The sequence below is a fragment of the Chitinophaga sp. genome (genome assembly GCF_017745275.1).
GTDB lineage: Bacteria > Bacteroidota > Bacteroidia > Chitinophagales > Chitinophagaceae > Chitinophaga.
The window spans coordinates 383,588-401,245 of the sequence record NZ_JAGHZS010000007.1 but is presented as its reverse complement, the minus strand read 5'-3'; the positions used below and the strand labels follow the sequence as shown (position 1 = coordinate 401,245).

Below are 17,658 nucleotides of genomic sequence, written 5' to 3'. Positions count from 1 at the left end.
TTTTTCTTGAATCCGGGAGCCCTCTTCCCTGGCGCCTGTACAACAAATTTTCCTTCTAAATCCGCCGCGAATCACAAATAGAAATCCCGTATCGAATCAGATGCCCAATTTTTTACTGTAAAATCATTGGATGATTTTGGAAGAACCAAATCAGTGACGCTGCCCATAAAATCATAAAAGCGTGTAACCTTTATGGTTATGAACGCAATGAAGCCTTTATATAGCAGCTCTCCGACAAAACACCGGGGTTACAATCAATTCTCAGGCGACTTAGCTTACATCGTAGCTGCCGCGGGCTGCTTGGCTTTCACGTTAATGACTGTGCGATTAATGATATACGGCGTAGCCACAATCAGCAACATCAGTATTAAAATCAAAATCGCCACCAGTTCATAATAATCCATCGCATACTTCAGAAAGGCTTGCTTCTGTACTGCTTTATCCAACAACCCAGGCGCCAGCCTAGCCGCCTGATCAGCCATGAGCCCCCGCGATTCCAACGCGCCCTGGTAAGTGTGTAGTCGCTCCGATAGGCCATTATCTGCCCCCGATAAGCCATCACTTAAACGCATAGCGTGTGTTTTGGTGAAGTAGAGTGAAAAGTAATTGATCAGCGCTGTACTCATACCAAAGAAAGTATATCGTATAAATACCCCCGCTGTAGATGCAGACACACTAATACTCTCCGGTACAGAAGAAATAATGAATAACACAATCGGCGTTAACAACATACCGGCTCCCCAACCCTGAATCAGCAACGGCAAAATAAAAGTAGACTGATCTGCTTCTGAGGTAAACAGGAAATACATCACACTATGAAACACCAGCAAGCCAAAGAATCCGACCAACCAGATAAATTGTAATGGCCTTTTCCTGATCACCAGTCGTGTTGACATAACAGATCCGATAACAATCCCTATCAGGTTGTAAATCAGTAATTCGTATGTATGCAGCGGATCCAGTCCCAATACCGTAGCAAAGAAGCTGGTCGTGATATTGAAGGATCCACGGATCAGGTAAAGTCCCGCCAGTAACAAAATCCCAAATAAAAATGCTCTTGATTTAAATACGTCTATATGGATGAATGGACGCTTCCGGTGCAACTGTCTTACAACAAAAGTGATGGTGAGCAGCACAATTCCAATAAGGCATCCAATAATGCGTGGATCCTGCAGCCAGTAGTACTGCTGTCCGTAAATCAGGATATATCCCAGCATAATCAGCATAGGCGCATACAGAAAGAAACTGGTCCAATCCAGTTGATACAATGGTACCCGGCGCACCAGGTGCACGCGGTTCATCAACAGCAGCAACAATACAGCACCCGGTACAAACGAATAAATGACCATCTTATAAAGGGCATTATATTCGAAATCATCTACTAAAGGCGCAGTAATTAACGATGTTAACGATCCGGAGCAAAGTATCATCCCATAAAAAATAGCATAACCTGTTTCACGGGCATGCTCTGATTTCAGGCGGCTGAATAACAACGTTAAACAAATACTGGTGACACCACAATTCAATACCCCTTGCAAAAAGCGACAAATGAAAAGTGCAGGCAATTCGCGTGTGTGATAGCACCAATACGTTACCGCCACCTGCAGCACCATACAAATCAGGAAATACTCTTTCGTGGCAATACGGCTGAAAAAACGTTTCTCCATCGGCGTGAAAGCCACCAGCGCGGCGTAGTATACCAGCATGGAAAATTGTATATCCTGCGGCTCTGCCCCATAAAATCCCGTAGCGGCGTTCACGTTAGCCGTCGACAATGCAAACAACATCACCGTAGGAAACAACACCAGGAAAATGGTTAGCCGGATCAACCATTCCGGCACCCAGGAACGAAATATCTGCTTACCCTGCCCCATAACTATTTACGTTCTTTTGCAATAGATACATTCACATTCATACCGGCAGACAGTAATTTCAATTCTTCGGGAGAGCCGTCGAGGCGGATACGCACCGGGATACGCTGGGCTATCTTCACAAAGTTACCCGTGGCGTTGTCTGGCGGCAACAGGGAAAACCGGCTGCCAGTGGCACCTGACAAGGATACTATCTTCCCGGTAATTTTTTTCCCCGGATAGGCATCTACTACAATTTGCGCCCTTTCACCTACATTCATATGGCGAATTTGTGTTTCTTTAAAGTTGGCAACTACCCACTTACCTGCTTCCCAATCCACGATGTAGGCCATTACCTGTCCGGCCTGCACCAGTTGTTTGGGCTGAATGGTCCGGCGGCCCATCTTTCCATCATATGGCGCAGTGATAATGGTATAGGATACATTGAGATCGTTTTTAGTCACCACTGCCGCTCTACGTTTTATTTCTGCTTCCAGTGCGTTCTGCTGCACCCTGGCATCATTGATTTTAGCGAGAGATGCCTGGTAGGCATCGATGGCGGTATTATAATCTGAACGGGCAACAGCCAGTGCTGCCTCTACCCTTTCCAATTGCTGTTTGGTGGCGGATTCTACGTCGTATAGCTTTTTATAACGATCATATTCCTGTTCCTGGTGAGTGAGCTTTGCTTTGGCTGCCGCAATCTGCGACTGGTACACTTTGGAAGATTGGGCGGTTGTAGTAACATTACTTTCCAGGATACTTACCTGTGCTTGGGCATTTAACAGCGACGCTTCTGCTTCCTGCTGTTGTGCGGCATACTCCCTGTTGTCAATGATAATCAGTGTGTCCCCTTTTTTTACTTCCTGATTTTCTTCATACCGGATCTCTTCAATATAACCGGTCACCTTTGCCACTACCGGGTTGATATATTCATCTATCTGTGCGTCGTTGGTTTCTTCGAACTTCATCTGGTACAGCAATGTCCTTATTCCCCAGATAGCCAGGCATACCACTACAATAGATGCAATGATGGTAGTAATACGTGAAATAAGCCTGTCCGTTTTATTCGTAGTGGTGTTTGTGTTCGTCTTCATATATTAAAGGTTGCCTGTTGCTTTCAATAATTGATAGTATTGTAATTGTGCGGTTACGGCCGCAGTGGTAAGGTCGAAGCGGGATTGCAGCAATTGTGTTTCTGCATCCAGCAGGTCTGTCAGTAACGACAACTGGTTGAAATAGGTATTATTGACAATCCGGTAATTCTCTTTGGCCTGTGTAATATTTTCGTTGGCTACGCCGATGCGGGTCAGTGCTTCGGTATAGCGCAGGTAGGCGGCTTTTACATCTTCCCTGACATGATCTTTGGTATCCGCATGTTCAATTTCCTGGCGCTCCAGGTTGATCTTTGCTTCCTGCTTTTTATGTTTGTTCTGGTATAATGCGGAGATGGGTACCCCTGCTTTAACCCCTACTTGTCCAAGGCCATATAAGGCGATGGAGTAAGGATAAAAGAGGATTTGTGGATACGTATAGGCATACTCCGCATAGAGCCCTACTTTGGGCAGAACGTTACTTTTCACATCTTTCAATTTCAGTTCACTCAGCGCCGTTTCTTTTTCTGATATCTTAAAGGCAAAGGAATGCTCATACGCATCTGCCAGGTAATCTTCGTAGGTGCGTGCAGGTGCCTGCGGCAGCAGCAGCGTGTCTATGGCCAGGTGGTTTTCTACACTATCGGCCTGCCCTATCATGATATTCAGCCGCTGGTTAGCGATGGCGATCCCATTTCGTATTTCCAGCAGCGTCATTTTCTGTTTAGACAATTTCAATTCAGCGCGGAGCAGGTCACTTTTCAGGACGACGCCATTTTTATGTAGCTGCCGGATTTCCGTTAATTCCTTTTCGCGTTCCGCGATATCCTGCAACATCACTTTTTCGTACATCCGTCCCCGGTAGACATCGAAGTAAAGCGCAGCGGCCTTATAGCGTATCTCAGTACCAGTAAGGTTTTGCTGTTCTTTTGCCAGCTCAGCTTCTGTTTCCCGCACTTTAATTTCGCGGGTTGTTTTGCCACCGTTATAAACGTTGAGATAGGCATCGGCGCCGAACTGGTAATAGCCATGTACAACAGGATATTGTGTAGGTGCATTAAAAAGACCATCTTCATAAATGGCCAGGTTGGAAACACGGGCATATACCCCATTGGCCTTTACTTCCGGCAGGCGCTCGTCTTTGGCCGCTTTGGTGCGTGCTTCCATGCCCTGAACACGCAAATACTGCATTTGTAGTTGCCGGTTATATACATCTGCTTTCTTCCATACATCCGTTAACGTTAGGGTATTTTGCTCAGGGTTCTGACTGGCCGCCGTTTGGATACTGAAGAATGCAAAGAGCATCACTCCGGCCAGCCACTTATTAGTAATTGTAGACATATCTATTGTGATGAAGATGCAAAGTTCCAACCCTATCAGTTAATTTATTTTCTATAAATTGCCATAAAATTGTTAGATCCGGCCAAATGAAAGATATTAATCCACAACTGGTATTGGAAGACGTTGATGCCATCCCGGAATCCGCGTATGTGTGGCACTGGAAAACGGAACATCACTTTTCCTATCATCAACATAACAAAGGACAGCTCACCTATGTTGAGGGAGGAGCCGCTTTTTTGTACACAAAAGATAAAACCTATTTCCTCCCTGCCCGCCACTACATGTGGGTGCCAGCGGGCGTGGAACATTACTTTCAACACCGTTATCCGGCTAACTTTGTCCGCACCATCTACTTCTTCAGCGAACCGGAAGATCAGCTGGATCCTTTTTACACTAAGACGGGCATCTACCCTGTCAGCAACCTCCTACTGGAAATGATCCTGCACACTGCCACCTGGGATGGCGACATATTGCCCAACGATAAACGTTTCATTTTCATCAAAGCCATCAAAAACATGTTACCGGAGATCAGTTCGGTACCATTACCTATTACTTTGCCTACCACGGAAAACCCGCGGCTGCGCCCTGTATTGAAGTATATACAGGAAAACCTGGGAGAGCCATTATCGCTGGAAAGTGTAGGCCACGAATTCAACTACAGTGAACGAACCCTCACCCGTTTATTTCGTTCTACCATGGATATTTCCTTCTTCCAATACCTGAAACTGGCCCGGATGATCAAAGCCATGGGATACCTGCTGGAAACACAGAAAACCATCAATGAAATAGCGTGGGACACCGGTTACAACAGCGTTTCCGCCTTCAGTAATACCTTTTACAAACTGGTGGGTAAAAGGCCGAGCGACTATCAGATGTGAATAGAGCGGAAAGCATAAAGCAGAAAGCACAAAGCTATTGCAGCGAGTGGATCAAAGCGAATATTATATCTGCGACAATCATCCGCTGCAATAGCTTTGTGCTTTCTGCTTTCTGCTTTCCGCTCAAATAAATTTGTTTGCATTTATCAGGGGTTTTACTAATCTTGAAAAACAATCAAGATCTGCTTCATGAACTTAAAGAGAACACCGTTGATGCTACCATTGCTGATGGCGGGCATCGTAAGCCTGTCATCTGTACAGGCGCAACAAAAGAAAAACACGCCCGCTTCACCGGCTCCCTCGCTAAAGGAAGACATCCCGTCGCACTGGTCGGTAACGCTTAACCCGGATACTACGGTAACTACCTATCACGACGTCACCGTGAAAGGCCAGAAGATCCCCTATAAAGCTATTGCAGGTACGCAACCGGTGTGGGACCAGGACGGTAAAGTATTAGCCGGACTTTTCTACACCTATTACGAAAGAACAGATGTGAAGGACCGCAGTACGCGGCCCTTGGTCATCTCTTTCAATGGCGGTCCCGGTACGCCTTCAGTATGGATGCAGATAGCTTATACCGGTCCTCGCCTGCTGAATATAGATGCAGAAGGCTACCCCGTACAACCCTATGGCATACACGAAAATCCTGAATCCATCCTCGACATCGCAGATATTTTATACGTAGACCCGGCTAATACCGGCTTCTCCCGGTTAATCGGGAAAGACGTCCCCAGGGAGAAATTCTTCGGGGTGAATGCAGATATCCATTACCTGGCCGAATGGATCAACACATTCGTGTCACGCCAGAACAGGTGGGCATCTCCCAAATACCTGATAGGCGAAAGTTATGGTACCACCCGGGTATCCGGATTAGCCCTGGAATTGCAAAATGCACAATGGATGTACCTGAACGGTGTCATCCTGGTATCGCCTACAGAGCTGGGTATTGCACGCAGCGGTCCGGTTGATGCAGCCCTGCGTCTGCCCTACTTTGCCGCAACCGCCTGGTACCACAAAGCGCTGCCTGCGGATCTGCAACAGAAAGACCTCACCGCCGTTTTACCTGAAGTGGAAGACTTTACCATCCGCGAACTGATCCCGGCTATCAGCCAGGGTGGGTTCCTGGACGACCAGCAACGTAAAACCATCGCCGCTAAAATGGCACGCTACTCCGGGCTCTCTGAGAAAGTAATTCTGCAGCATAACCTGGACGTACCTACGGGATTTTTCTGGAAAGAGTTGTTACGGGATCAAGGCTATACGGTAGGCCGGCTCGACTCCCGTTACCGTGGCATTGACCGGGAAGATGCCGGCAACAACCCGGACTATAACGCAGAGCTGACGTCCTGGTTACATGCCTTTACACCCGCTATCAATATCTATTTGAGAGGAGAACTGAAATTCCAAACCGACTTAAAATACATGATGTTTGGCCAGGTATTTCCCTGGGATAATAAAGGCGATAACACCGGCGCCAATCTCCGCGACGCTATGGCCGCCAATCCTTACCTGCATGTGATGATACAATCCGGTTACTATGATGGCGCCTGCGACTATTTCAATGCCAAATACAGTATGTGGCAAATGGATCCAGGTGGCCGTTTGAAGGACCGCCTCTCCTGGTATGGCTATCGGAGTGGTCATATGATGTATTTAAGGAAAGATGACCTTGCAGCAGGGAATAATGATATCCGGGCATTTATCAATGCCTCGATACCGAAAGCAGGTCAACCAGCGAAATATTGAGGAAGCCGAAAGCATAAAGCTATTATAGCGAATGAAAAGAGCGGGCATTATTTAGTTATCCGCTTTGATCATTCGCTATAATAGCTTTATGCTTTCGGCTTTATGCTTTATGCTTTATGCTATATTTTATATGTTACTCCCAGTGTGAGATATACGTTATACAATGGGAACGACATTCCCTGAAAATCGCCCGGGAAGACAGGACGCAGCCCCCAGTTAAGGTTACCATTCACACTGAGTTTTTTACCTACCCGGTAAGCAGCGCCACCTTGCAAACCAATATCAAATGTGCGCATGTTTTTACCGAAGTCGAAGGTGGCTTCAGAAATAATCACCTTTTCACCGGTAGGTCCGCCATTACGGATATAACCATCGGACACCGTACCATGGAAATTAGAACTGAATAACCAGGCAGCATAACCACCCAGGTTAAAGCGCCATCTGTTGTTAGGCGTAAATACCGCACTTACCGGGAACGACACATAAGCATTGCGTACAATAGTTTTGTTTTTACCGGAGAAATCTCCCTGAAAACGGCCACCATCTTCAGTAGTGATGATGGTAGGGAAATATTGTACTTCATCTTTTGTACCCATTCCTTTATAATCCAGCTTAACGGCTACAGCAGCGCCCCATCTACCGGTTACGCGGTAGGATAATTCATACCCCAGTGACGGAGAGAATTCAGGCCAATAACCATTTACTTTACGGATGGTATTGGGAAAGCCTATTGGCGTAGTGGCCCCGAAATTAAGGCCAGCAAGAATGCGATGCTCAAACCCGGGCGCGAAACCACTGTTTTTCGTTTGTTCTTTTCCGTTATCCTGCGCAAAGGTGTTAGTTGCTGCAATCAGCATACCCAGCACCAGTCCTGATATTTTGATTTTCATATTCTCTGATTAATCTTTTACTCGTGTACAATTTCAACGTTATCCAATATCAACCTACTGCCTACTGCGCCCCTGTAATGATCTCCTTCTTTACTGGAGGACGCAATGATGGCCATCATTAAAGGCTGGCCTGATAATACGCTTTTACCCGGAACGGCAACAAACGGAATATCAAAATGAGTCCAGTCATTTTTCGCGGTGCCATCTGCTAACACCGCAGTAGCTACTACCCTGTCGGAAGTCAGGATGTTAGTGGCATCCAGGCGGGTGGTACCGGTATACAATACTGCGTAAATGGAGCATTCATCCGTTTTGCCTGGTACTGGTGTCGCATCTTTATCGATGAAAGTGGCACCTGGCTGATATTTATAATCACCTGTAAAGCTCTTAGGAATAATACCTGTGTATGATTGTCCGAACTGGGTGCATTTCAGCGGGTTCTCCAGCAGGTAATCTGTTACGAAATTACCCATGAACATAGAACCGGCGAATAAATGAATCCCCATCCATCCCGACAAAGCATTACCTGGCTTGGTTTCCATCACAGCGGCATATTTACCGTCTTTCGCTTCCGTAGTTGCATGCAACGGGAAATCACTGATTTCATTTACACCCGTGATAGCAATACCAATATTACCGGAAGCCCAGATATTGCGGCCATCATCAGATAATGGATTCACGTATTTCCAGGAAGCGCCTGCAGCAGAAACGGTATCCCATCTTTCAAATCCAAATTTCCATACACCTGTCTGCACTACTTCTACCGTATATTTTCGTTGGGTACCGGTGGCTGAAGTGACTACATACTCTTTCAAACCGCTTTCATTAAACTTCAGCGAATCACCGGAGGCAGGCGATACGCGTCCTCCTGCGCTCACTTTGATCAGGGGCGCGATTCCTTTCTGATATGCTTCTTCTGTCAGGTACAAGCGGATTTGAGATTTTGTCTGATCAATAAAAACATCACTGGTTATCTGATCAGGTGCTACAGTAAAAGTTTCGATGTCTGCTTCCGGGTTAAGTGGTGCATCCTTAATACAGGACTGTAGCGCGCCCACCGTGGCCGCTACATAACATAGTTTCCGTACATTCATTTTCCGTTCGATTTGTTAAAACGTCGCGAAGGTACGAAACATGCAGTAGACGCCATGGTGATACCAGAACATGAAAAATTTATTGCTGCACAATTCGCAGGCTATCCACTACCAGGCGACTGCCAATGGCGCCTTTATAGCTATCACCATCTTTACTGGAAGAAGCTACAATAGCCATCATCATTTTATCATTCCCTGTATATTGACGGACCTGTACAAAAGGTACATCAAATTTTGTCCAACCGGCCCTGGGACCACCATCCGGAATGCTGGCACGAGCCAGTATCCTGTCGGATGTTTGAATATTAGTGGCATCCAGGCGCTCTGTACCAGCATATAATACAGCATAAACAGCACAACTGTCTTTCATGCCTGCTACAATATTTCCTGCTTTATCCTGGTATTTCTCTCCCGGTGTATATTTATAATATCCTGTGAAACGGGCCGGCTTACCCAGGTAGGGCTGCCCGAATTGAGTGGCTTTCAATGGCGCTGTTAAGGCATTCATCGGATCAAAAACACCGAGATATAAGGAGCCGGCAAATAATTTTATACCTACAAGATTGGATAACGCAGTACCTGTACGGGTAACCAGTTCTGCAGCATATTTCCCATGATAAGCATCCGTAGTAGCCCGCAACGGATATTCCAGCGGATCTTTCTTTACGCCTGATAAGGCCACACCGGGGTTACCGGAAGACCATGCCTGGGCAGTATCCACACTACTACTATCTATCTCTACGGTATATTGATATTTATCTTTCGCATTCAGCAACCAGCTTTCAAAGTCCCAGGCAAATACACCAATATTGGTGACCTCCACGGTATATGTTTTTTTGTTTTTACCACTGGCGGAAGTCACTACATATTTTGAGCTACCAGGCGTATGAAACTTCAGCGAGTCGCCGGATGCAGGCACTACTGTGGCGCCTGATGACACTCTGATAACGGGCACTACACCTTTATCAAACGCTTCAGGTGTAAGTGATAAAATAATTTTGTTGTTTACCTGGTCTATGAAAACGTCCCCGGTTAAGTATTTGCGGTCAATCTTAAATGTTTCGATATCTGCTTCGGGGTTGACAGGCGCCTCTTTTATACAGGCGTAAAATGATAGCATCAGTACTAATAGGCAACTTACTTTGGTTACATTCATATGAAGACTGGTTAAATAAGGCGACATTCTACTCTTCTCAAAAGTACATTTTTATTTCCTGCCCTACATATATGGATAAATTGCTATCATTGTAGCATGGCAGATACACAGCGAATAAAACGGGTGTTGATTTACGCAGCGAAGTGCGTAACAGGTGTACTGGTAGTGTTGGGGCTATCCTGGGTTACTAATTACAAGGACATTATCTGGGTGCTCATTTCTGTGATGCTGGTATTATCGCCGGATGGCTCAGACGCAGTAACGTTGGCGGTTACACGGATTAAAGCAAATGTGGTAGGTGGCATCTCCGGATTTTTGTTGATCCTGGTACATCCTCATTTGATCCTGATGATGTGTGTGGCAGTATTTATTACAGTGGTTATCTGCAATTTGCTCAACCTGGAAGCTGCCACCCGTACAGCATTGGCCGCTACTATTATTGTAATGACCCATGAAGCTGGTACACATGTATGGGATACGGCCGTTGAAAGAGTGCTGTCGGTGTTAGCCGGTTGTTTGCTCGGACTGGTCATTACCTTCATCTTCCATAACAGATATACCCGGCAAACAGCGGAGATGATCCTTCCCCGGATCGATAAAGGCGGCGAATAACGAGGGGTACAGAATTGCTTCAGAATTGGCCACTACATTTGGCTGATTAAGGAGTGATGCATGAAGAAAATGATATTCTCAGCAGGACTGGCCTTAGGCGCCTTTACCTGCTCCAATAGTGTAAAAGCACAGGATACGGATTCCCTTCCTTCTCAAAAAGATTCTATTCAAACGATAACGGCTGTCCCCCGATTTAATGTCGCCGGGCCACAAAGTACAGCCTTTCACAGCAGTGTTGTGGGCCTTGCAATACCGGCAGCCATGATCGGCTATGGTTTCATTGCACTCAACAATCCTACCCTGCGGGATTTGAATTCCAGTACCAAATCGGAACTGAAAGAAGACCATCCAACATTCAGGACGCATATTGATAACTACCTGCAATACTCGCCAATAGCTGCCGTTTACATCCTGAATGCAGCCGGTATCCATGGCAAACATAATTTCAGGGACCGTACTATAATTTTGGGTATCTCGGCGCTGTTGACCGCTGGTTCTGTGGAAGGTATCAAACACTGGACGCATGAGGAACGCCCGGACGGATCTGATTTCCTGTCGTTTCCCTCCGGTCATACTGCTACAGCCTTTGCGTCTGCAGAATTCCTCCGGCAGGAATACAAGGACGTATCGCCCTGGTATGGTGTAGCAGGTTATGCGGCTGCCACGGCCACCGGTGCCCTGAGAATGTATAATAATAAACACTGGCTGAGTGATGTGGTAGCAGGTGCCGGTATGGGCATATTAGGCACTAAAGCGGCTTATTGGGTATATCCCTGGATACAACGTAAATTCTTTAAAGAGGGAAATCGTCCGGCCGATAAAGTGGTAATGCCCTACTACAATCCGCAATTTCACAGCGCAGGGTTAAGCTTCATTTTCTTTCCCCGCTAATCCATCTTACTAAAACAAAAACCTTATTCGAACAGATCCCGAAAGCCCGGTAGCGATAATGGGCATATATTAAAGAAATAAGAGGGATATTACTGGTAGATGATGTGGGGGTTAACCCCTAAAGCTGACCTGGTTACAAACACCTGTTTTTGGCAATGGGGCAAAGTTGCTGGTTTCCGGTGAAATAATTTGTAATTTATTTGTTAACGACCAAAAATAGGACTTCTTTTTATAAAAAACTATTATAAATAGGTAAAATAATCCCACTTTCTTTAACATTGAATTTACAGTTCAATGCATAATCCCGCATATTTTAGCAGTATCAAAATGATAATCAAAATATTGTTAGCCTAAACTGTAGCTGACGAAAGCCACAACAATCCCGTCCTCAAAAGCTGTTATTATATGTATGTTCCGGTAATTATTTTCCTCTTTTTCCTGATGTGGTATATCTATTTCAGAATCCAGAGTTTTCGCGGTACCCATTTTAAAGAAAAGAAATTCAAGCCCATTGCAGGGGAAGACGCCATGCAAGCCGTTAGAATTGTGGGCGTATCCAACAGTGTATTCACCGTATCCAGGTACCTCCGTAGTGTCAAAAACCTGTCTGATAAAAGATTCATGACAGTTGCTGTTGACCAGGTGATTACTACCACCATGGGCACCACTCACCAGGCACGCCTGATTGAAAACCTGGCACCCGGAGAAGAACGGCGTTTAGGCCACACCGATAATGTGAGAGAAGGCAAATACCAGATCTATATCGGCTACGAAATATTATGGGCAAGATATACGCCCACACCCGTCTGGTACAAGGAAAAAAAGCCGGAAGTAGCCACAGCTGCCAGTTTATACAATGATATGCTGCGGCAACACCAGGACTCCCTGATCCAGGCCATAGAAGCGAAAAGAGATTTATTGACCTGATAAAGACACTTCCCGTCGACCAAAGAAACTAAGCCATACCATCGAAAAAAATACACCAAGCAAAGATCCCGCAGAAACATCTTCCAGGAAATGCTGGCTCATATACATGCGGGAATACGCTACCAGCAAGGCCAGTAACAGGTAAAGCAGGGACCAGTATTTATTCCTCGTATAATAAGACAATACTGTGGCGGCAGTAAATGCACATACACTGTGCCCGGACGGGAAACTCAGGTTGTTATCCAGTACTACTACGCCCGGTACGAAATAGATATCGTGTAATCGTTCAGAAAAATAACGATGTGGGCGGGGAAAGGCGACAAGCGCTTTCGTGGTAAAACTGATCGTTGCTGTAAACAGGTAAGCTGTGGCCATCACAACGCTCATCCGCCTGTTAATCAATAACAGCAACCCGCAAATCAATACTGCAGCACTGGTACTGCCCAATTCCGTGATGTATGGGAAAAACCGGTCCCCCGCCGGTGTATGCAATCCATTAATAAAAAAATAAGTGCCTGTACGGCTGCTTAACCCCAACCGGATGGCCAATGCCGACGCCACAACAATTACATAAGGCCATATAAAAAATTTCAGTTGCTGGTACACGCCAACAAACCGCTGCAGGAAAGTATTCATGAAATGACTACCGGGTTAAACGGCGATGATAATTAATCTGGCCGAGATGATAATTTAGATGTGTACTCAGGTGCACCAGGAAATGCCCGGTGGTCATACCATCAAAGAAAACTTTCTCCGGGTATACCGCGTCCAGGTCTTCCGCTGTTAACCCGGCTATAACGGTCAGGACAGTACGACGGGTGCTGCCTACCAGTACCAGCAAGTCCTCCGTAGGCACGTTACGGGCGCTGAATTCCAGTTCCCTGTTGCGTACGTACCCGGATTTTCCGAGTATAGCGCCAACAAAGTGTTGCAGATTACCACAAAGGTGCAAACATAAATTCCCGGCGGAATTAGTGATCCCCGGCGCTACGCGCCAAACGGCTTCAGCGCTCTCGTATGCAGCTATCTCCTGTTCCAGTTTGCTGAGATCCCGCTCAAATAAGTTGATTAAAATACCCGTAAGCATAGGCTAAAGATAGGAAATGTAAGGCGGATCATCGCTTAATATTATTGTAAACAATTTCCGGCACATGCTGTGCCTGTTGCAGCTCCTATCGGGAAAAGCCCCCGTTCTGCCAGCTCCGCCACCGATAACGCCAACGGATATACTTTTTCTTTCCGTTTTCTCCCGGTAGCAGCGAACCGGGTCCGCAGGATGACTAACCAATCTACACCATCACTCCCAGCCCTCTGCGAAAATCATAACGTTTGTCCGCATTGCATGCGTGAAGATTACGACTACAATGCGGACTACTGCAAATATTGCGGCACTAAGCCAATGCTTATTGAACGCTAAAGAGTGGTTGTACATCCAATATCGCTTTCTGGTAAGCGAGGTCGAAATCCTCCCATTTACCGGTCAGCCCAAAACGATACTTACTACCGTCGATCAGTTCAAATTCCGCAACTTTCTTGTTAAATCCCTGTTTACCTCTTTGGAAGTTAGTAATATCCGCCAATGGGAATTCGTGGCTCTTTTTATTCCGGGTCAGCAACCAGCCGATAACGCCGAATAAAAGGAACATCAACATAGGCCTGTTTTCAAAAACAATTCTTTGATTCGTGATACAAATAGCACCTTGCTTTGCCTGCCACGCATTTTTAAGATAAACTGCATTTACTTTGTACAGAACGGTTTCCTGTGGGTTAAGGGGCCACTTTACTTTAATACTCTTCATGGTAACTAACAATATGGTCAGGCGCAAAAATATAATAATATTGTGAATCTAAACTGCAAATAAATGATCCTTACTTCCATCCTGGACAACGACTTCTATAAATTCACGATGCAGCATGGCGTGATCAAATTATTTCCGAAGGCCCGTGCACGTTATACTTTCATTAACCGGGGGCACCACTCCTTTCCCCCGGGTTTTGCAGAAGCACTACAGGCGGCGGTCAATGATATGGAACAACTACGGCTTACCCGGGATGAAAAACAATACCTTGCAGTCACTTGTCCCTACCTCGATCCCACCTACCTGGATTTCCTGCAGGGCTATCATTACAACCCGGCGGAAGTAAAGATCACCCAGGTGGAAGATCAACTGGAAGTACATGTAGAAGGCTATTGGTATCGCACTATTTTATGGGAAGTGCCACTGATGTCGCTCATCTGCGAACTCTATTACCAGCTCACCGGACAGCAACGTGTAACCGATGACGAAGTGGTGCGGATTACCCGCGAGAAAATTGAACGCTACAAACAGATGGCTATTACCATCGCGGACTTTGGTACCCGGCGCAGACATTCACTCGCCGTGCATCAGCTGGTTGTAAAAACCCTGAAAGATTATGGAACAGGTTGCTTTATTGGCAGCAGCAATGTGCACCTGTCTATGAAAAATGGCGTAAAACCCGTCGGTACCCACGCCCATGAATGGTTTATGTTCCATGCCGCCAAATACGGCTTTAAAATGGCCAATATGCTGGGACTGGAGAACTGGGTGCAGGTATATCGCGGCGACCTGGGTATTGCATTGTCCGACACTTATACTACCCCCGTCTTCTTTGAACAATTCGATAAAAAGTTTGCTAAGCTGTTTGACGGTGTCCGGCACGACAGCGGCGATCCGATTCTCTTTGCTGATCGCACCATCACCCACTACAAAGGCAAGGGCGTAGATCCACTGAGTAAAACAATTATCTTCTCTGATGGACTGGACTATGAAAAAGTAGCCAATATTGCGGACTACTGCCGGGGAAAAATAGGCATGTCGTTCGGAATAGGTACCAATTTCACCAATGACGTAGGATTAACGGCCCTGAATATTGTGATTAAAATGTATGAGGCACTGCCCGAAGATGCGCCGCGGTGGACGCCCGTGGTGAAACTATCTGACGTAAGCGGGAAGTATACCGGAGATGAAAAAATGATTGAACTGGCGATAGAAATGCTGAAGGCATAAAGCAGAAAGCAAAAAGCAGAAAGCTATTATAGCGAATGATCAATGCGGATATTTGCAAAGTTCATTCGCTATAATAGCTTTTTGCTTTTTGCTTTTTGCTTTTTGCTTTCTGCTTTTCGCTCCTACCAACTCCCGAGTCCAATCCCGGTATCTCCTTGCTTTACATCGCCGGATTGGAACCCTTTCTTGAACCAGTACATGCGTTGTTCAGAAGTACCATGTGTAAAGGCATCCGGTACTACCTGCCCCGTGGCTGCTTTCTGGAGGCGGTCGTCGCCTACAGCGCTGGCAGCATTCAGGCCGGATTCAATATCACCCGGATCCAGGAAAGGCTTGATCTGGTTAGCTCTATAAGCCCAAACGCCGGCAAAAAAATCAGCCTGGAGTTCCAGCATCACAGACAATTTATTGTATTCTTTTTCGCTCAAACGGGAACGCATCGCCTGCATCCGGCCGCTGATGCCGAGCAGGTTCTGAACGTGATGCCCCACTTCATGCGCAATGACATAGGCTTTGGAAAAGTCGCCCTTCACCCCAAACTGTTGCTCCAGCTCATCAAAGAAAGATACATCCAGGTATACCCGGTGATCTGTCGGGCAGTAGAATGGTCCCATGGCCGATTCCGCGAAACCGCAACCGGATTCTGTTCCTTTTTGGAACAATACCATACGCGGTGTTTCATAGGTTTTACTCCTTTGCTGGAACTCCTGTTTCCAGACCCGGTCCGTGCTGTTCAACACTTTAGCTGACATGACCTCAAAGGGGCTGGCATTTGCCGTCGTCAGCTTTTCGGATTTCTCCGTAGACTGACCAGGGCCCTGTGCCTGTTGTACCGCCTGCATTACCTGTTGTGGGTCCTGTTTAAAGAGCAAGGCCAGTACTATTATTATAATACCGCCAATACCACCGCCAATGCCAACTGTGCGCATACCGCCACCAGTACGTTTCTCGACGTTGTCGCTCATTTCTTCATCATCAAGACGCATAAGTAGATTTTAAATTTAAATGGTGAAGTTTCTTACCCCGAATGTACATTTTTCATATGTATTCACCCACTTTTCCCGTTACTAAACAAAAGCATTTTGCTGCCTGTTAACTTATCATTGTCATTTTATGTATAAACACTACTCAATATGAAAATTAAACAGATCCTGCTGGCTGCCCGCCCACAGGGAATGCCTGCAAGTACTACGTTTAAAACCGTAGAAACCACCCTGCCCCAACTAATGCCTGGTGAAGTATTGGTAAAGCCCCTCTATTTTTCGGTAGATCCGTATATGCGTGGCCGTATGAACGACAGCAAGTCGTATATCCCTCCCTTCCAGGTGGGTGAACCTATTGAAAGCGGCGGCGTGGCGGAAGTAGTAGAAAGTAAGGATGATCAGTTTTCCGCAGGAGAAATAGTGATGCCCGGCGGACCACGGCCCTTTCTGCCCTGGGCTACCGCTGCTATCTTCCCGGCTAATCATCTCCGGAAAACAGATAATAATATTCCTCCTACCTATTACCTTGGCCTGTTGGGAGTTCCCGGTCTTACCGCCTACTTTGGCCTGGTAGACATTGGTAAACCCAAAGCAGGTGAAACGGTAGTAGTATCCGGCGCCGCAGGCGCAGTAGGCATTATAGTAGGGCAAATTGCCAAAATCATGGGATGCCGTGCGGTAGGTATTGCCGGCGGCGCCGAAAAAATAAAACTGCTGACAGATACCTTTAACTTCGACGCCGCCATCGATTATAAAGGTAACCAGGATATAGATGCCGCCGTGGGCGCCGCCTGTCCCAATGGCGTAGATATCTATTTCGATAATGTTGGCGGTGACATTTCCGACGCTGTGATCCGGCACCTGAACTTCTTTGCCCGCGTACCGCTCTGCGGCCAGATCGCATTATATAATTCAACAGAAGTACCGGTAGGGCCACGTATTCAGCCGGTTATGGTGACCCGCAGCGTTTTAATGCAAGGCTTCACCATTGGCAACTATGCTCCCCGTTTCGCTGAAGGCGTAAAACAATTGGCTGAATGGGTGAAGGCAGGTAAAATAAAATATACTGAAACAGTGATAGAAGGATTCGATGAATTACCTGCCGCATTACTGGGATTATTTTCAGGCAGAAACAGTGGTAAGATGATAGTGAAAGTGTAATTTTGG

At 46.3% G+C, this 17,658-nt stretch carries 18 protein-coding genes; 8 read left to right on the top strand and 10 right to left on the bottom strand.

The genetic code is table 11. The annotated features are described in order from the left end of the window. Positions 1-275: 275 nt before the first annotated feature. Genes J7623_RS21130 through J7623_RS21120 form a run of 3 tightly spaced genes read right to left on the bottom strand, consistent with a single transcriptional unit; the run spans position 276 to position 4,285 of the window. Entirely contained in the window at positions 276-1,874 is a 1,599-nt protein-coding gene (locus J7623_RS21130; protein ID WP_291924113.1) for an MFS transporter, read from the bottom strand. A gap of 2 nt (positions 1,875-1,876) precedes the next feature. Beyond that, the gene (locus tag J7623_RS21125; protein WP_291924112.1) at positions 1,877-2,947 is read right to left on the bottom strand and encodes an HlyD family secretion protein; all 1,071 of its coding nucleotides are present in this window, start codon (positions 2,945-2,947) and stop codon (positions 1,877-1,879) included. A 3-nt stretch (positions 2,948-2,950) separates the two neighbouring features. Then, on the bottom strand, positions 2,951-4,285 hold the full coding sequence (locus tag J7623_RS21120; RefSeq protein ID WP_291924111.1) for a TolC family protein: 1,335 nt from the start codon (positions 4,283-4,285) through the stop codon (positions 2,951-2,953). 86 nt (positions 4,286-4,371) lie between these two features. Here J7623_RS21120 and J7623_RS21115 point away from each other — a divergent pair, with 86 nt between their 5' ends. Further along, positions 4,372-5,163 (top strand): AraC family transcriptional regulator, encoded by a 792-nt coding sequence (locus J7623_RS21115; RefSeq protein WP_291924110.1) that lies wholly within the window; start codon positions 4,372-4,374, stop codon positions 5,161-5,163. Between the two features lie 189 nt (positions 5,164-5,352). Beyond that, complete coding sequence (locus tag J7623_RS21110) at positions 5,353-6,909, top strand: carboxypeptidase (protein ID WP_291924108.1); 1,557 nt, start codon at positions 5,353-5,355, stop codon at positions 6,907-6,909. A gap of 119 nt (positions 6,910-7,028) precedes the next feature. On the opposite strand, the gene J7623_RS21105 is transcribed toward J7623_RS21110, so the two are convergent. From J7623_RS21105 to J7623_RS21095, 3 genes are all read right to left on the bottom strand, one after another. Beyond that, a complete protein-coding gene (locus tag J7623_RS21105; protein ID WP_291924106.1) occupies positions 7,029-7,799 on the bottom strand; it encodes a porin family protein in 771 nt (256 codons plus the stop codon). 17 nt (positions 7,800-7,816) lie between these two features. Then, positions 7,817-8,893: a PCMD domain-containing protein gene (locus J7623_RS21100; protein ID WP_291924103.1), complete on the bottom strand. Its 1,077-nt coding sequence runs from the start codon at positions 8,891-8,893 to the stop codon at positions 7,817-7,819. Between the two features lie 79 nt (positions 8,894-8,972). Continuing rightward, complete coding sequence (locus J7623_RS21095) at positions 8,973-10,049, bottom strand: PCMD domain-containing protein (RefSeq protein ID WP_291924101.1); 1,077 nt, start codon at positions 10,047-10,049, stop codon at positions 8,973-8,975. Between the two features lie 96 nt (positions 10,050-10,145). Here J7623_RS21095 and J7623_RS21090 point away from each other — a divergent pair, with 96 nt between their 5' ends. The 3 genes from J7623_RS21090 (at position 10,146) to J7623_RS21080 (ending at position 12,479) form a co-directional block, all read left to right on the top strand. Further along, positions 10,146-10,661 carry an FUSC family protein gene (locus J7623_RS21090; protein ID WP_291924099.1) on the top strand — a complete coding sequence of 172 codons (516 nt, stop codon included), beginning with the start codon at positions 10,146-10,148 and terminating at the stop codon, positions 10,659-10,661. Between the two features lie 60 nt (positions 10,662-10,721). Beyond that, entirely contained in the window at positions 10,722-11,552 is an 831-nt protein-coding gene (locus J7623_RS21085; protein WP_291924097.1) for a phosphatase PAP2 family protein, read from the top strand. A gap of 405 nt (positions 11,553-11,957) precedes the next feature. After that, positions 11,958-12,479, top strand: coding sequence for a hypothetical protein (locus J7623_RS21080; RefSeq protein ID WP_291924095.1), 522 nt, complete (start codon positions 11,958-11,960; stop codon positions 12,477-12,479). Here J7623_RS21080 and J7623_RS21075 read toward each other — a convergent pair. Beyond that, the gene (locus tag J7623_RS21075; protein ID WP_291924093.1) at positions 12,468-13,115 is read right to left on the bottom strand and encodes a phosphatase PAP2 family protein; all 648 of its coding nucleotides are present in this window, start codon (positions 13,113-13,115) and stop codon (positions 12,468-12,470) included. The two genes, J7623_RS21080 and J7623_RS21075, sit on opposite strands and share 12 nt — an antisense overlap. A 7-nt stretch (positions 13,116-13,122) precedes the next feature. Beyond that, positions 13,123-13,566, bottom strand: a complete 444-nt coding sequence (locus tag J7623_RS21070) for a DinB family protein (RefSeq protein WP_291924091.1) — start codon at positions 13,564-13,566, stop codon at positions 13,123-13,125. A 69-nt stretch (positions 13,567-13,635) separates the two neighbouring features. Between J7623_RS21070 and J7623_RS21065 the strand changes: the two genes are divergently transcribed. Beyond that, the gene (locus J7623_RS21065) at positions 13,636-13,896 is read left to right on the top strand and encodes a hypothetical protein (RefSeq protein WP_291924089.1); all 261 of its coding nucleotides are present in this window, start codon (positions 13,636-13,638) and stop codon (positions 13,894-13,896) included. Here J7623_RS21065 and J7623_RS21060 read toward each other — a convergent pair. Then, positions 13,883-14,278 (bottom strand): GRAM domain-containing protein, encoded by a 396-nt coding sequence (locus J7623_RS21060; protein ID WP_291924087.1) that lies wholly within the window; start codon positions 14,276-14,278, stop codon positions 13,883-13,885. The genes J7623_RS21065 and J7623_RS21060 overlap by 14 nt on opposite strands. A gap of 63 nt (positions 14,279-14,341) precedes the next feature. Between J7623_RS21060 and pncB the strand changes: the two genes are divergently transcribed. Further along, the gene (gene pncB, locus J7623_RS21055) at positions 14,342-15,508 is read left to right on the top strand and encodes a nicotinate phosphoribosyltransferase (protein ID WP_291924085.1); all 1,167 of its coding nucleotides are present in this window, start codon (positions 14,342-14,344) and stop codon (positions 15,506-15,508) included. Between the two features lie 122 nt (positions 15,509-15,630). Here pncB and J7623_RS21050 read toward each other — a convergent pair whose 3' ends face one another. After that, entirely contained in the window at positions 15,631-16,494 is an 864-nt protein-coding gene (locus tag J7623_RS21050) for a neutral zinc metallopeptidase (protein WP_291924083.1), read from the bottom strand. A 147-nt stretch (positions 16,495-16,641) separates the two neighbouring features. Between J7623_RS21050 and J7623_RS21045 the strand changes: the two genes are divergently transcribed. Then, complete coding sequence (locus J7623_RS21045) at positions 16,642-17,652, top strand: NADP-dependent oxidoreductase (protein WP_291924081.1); 1,011 nt, start codon at positions 16,642-16,644, stop codon at positions 17,650-17,652. Positions 17,653-17,658 lie beyond the last annotated feature (6 nt).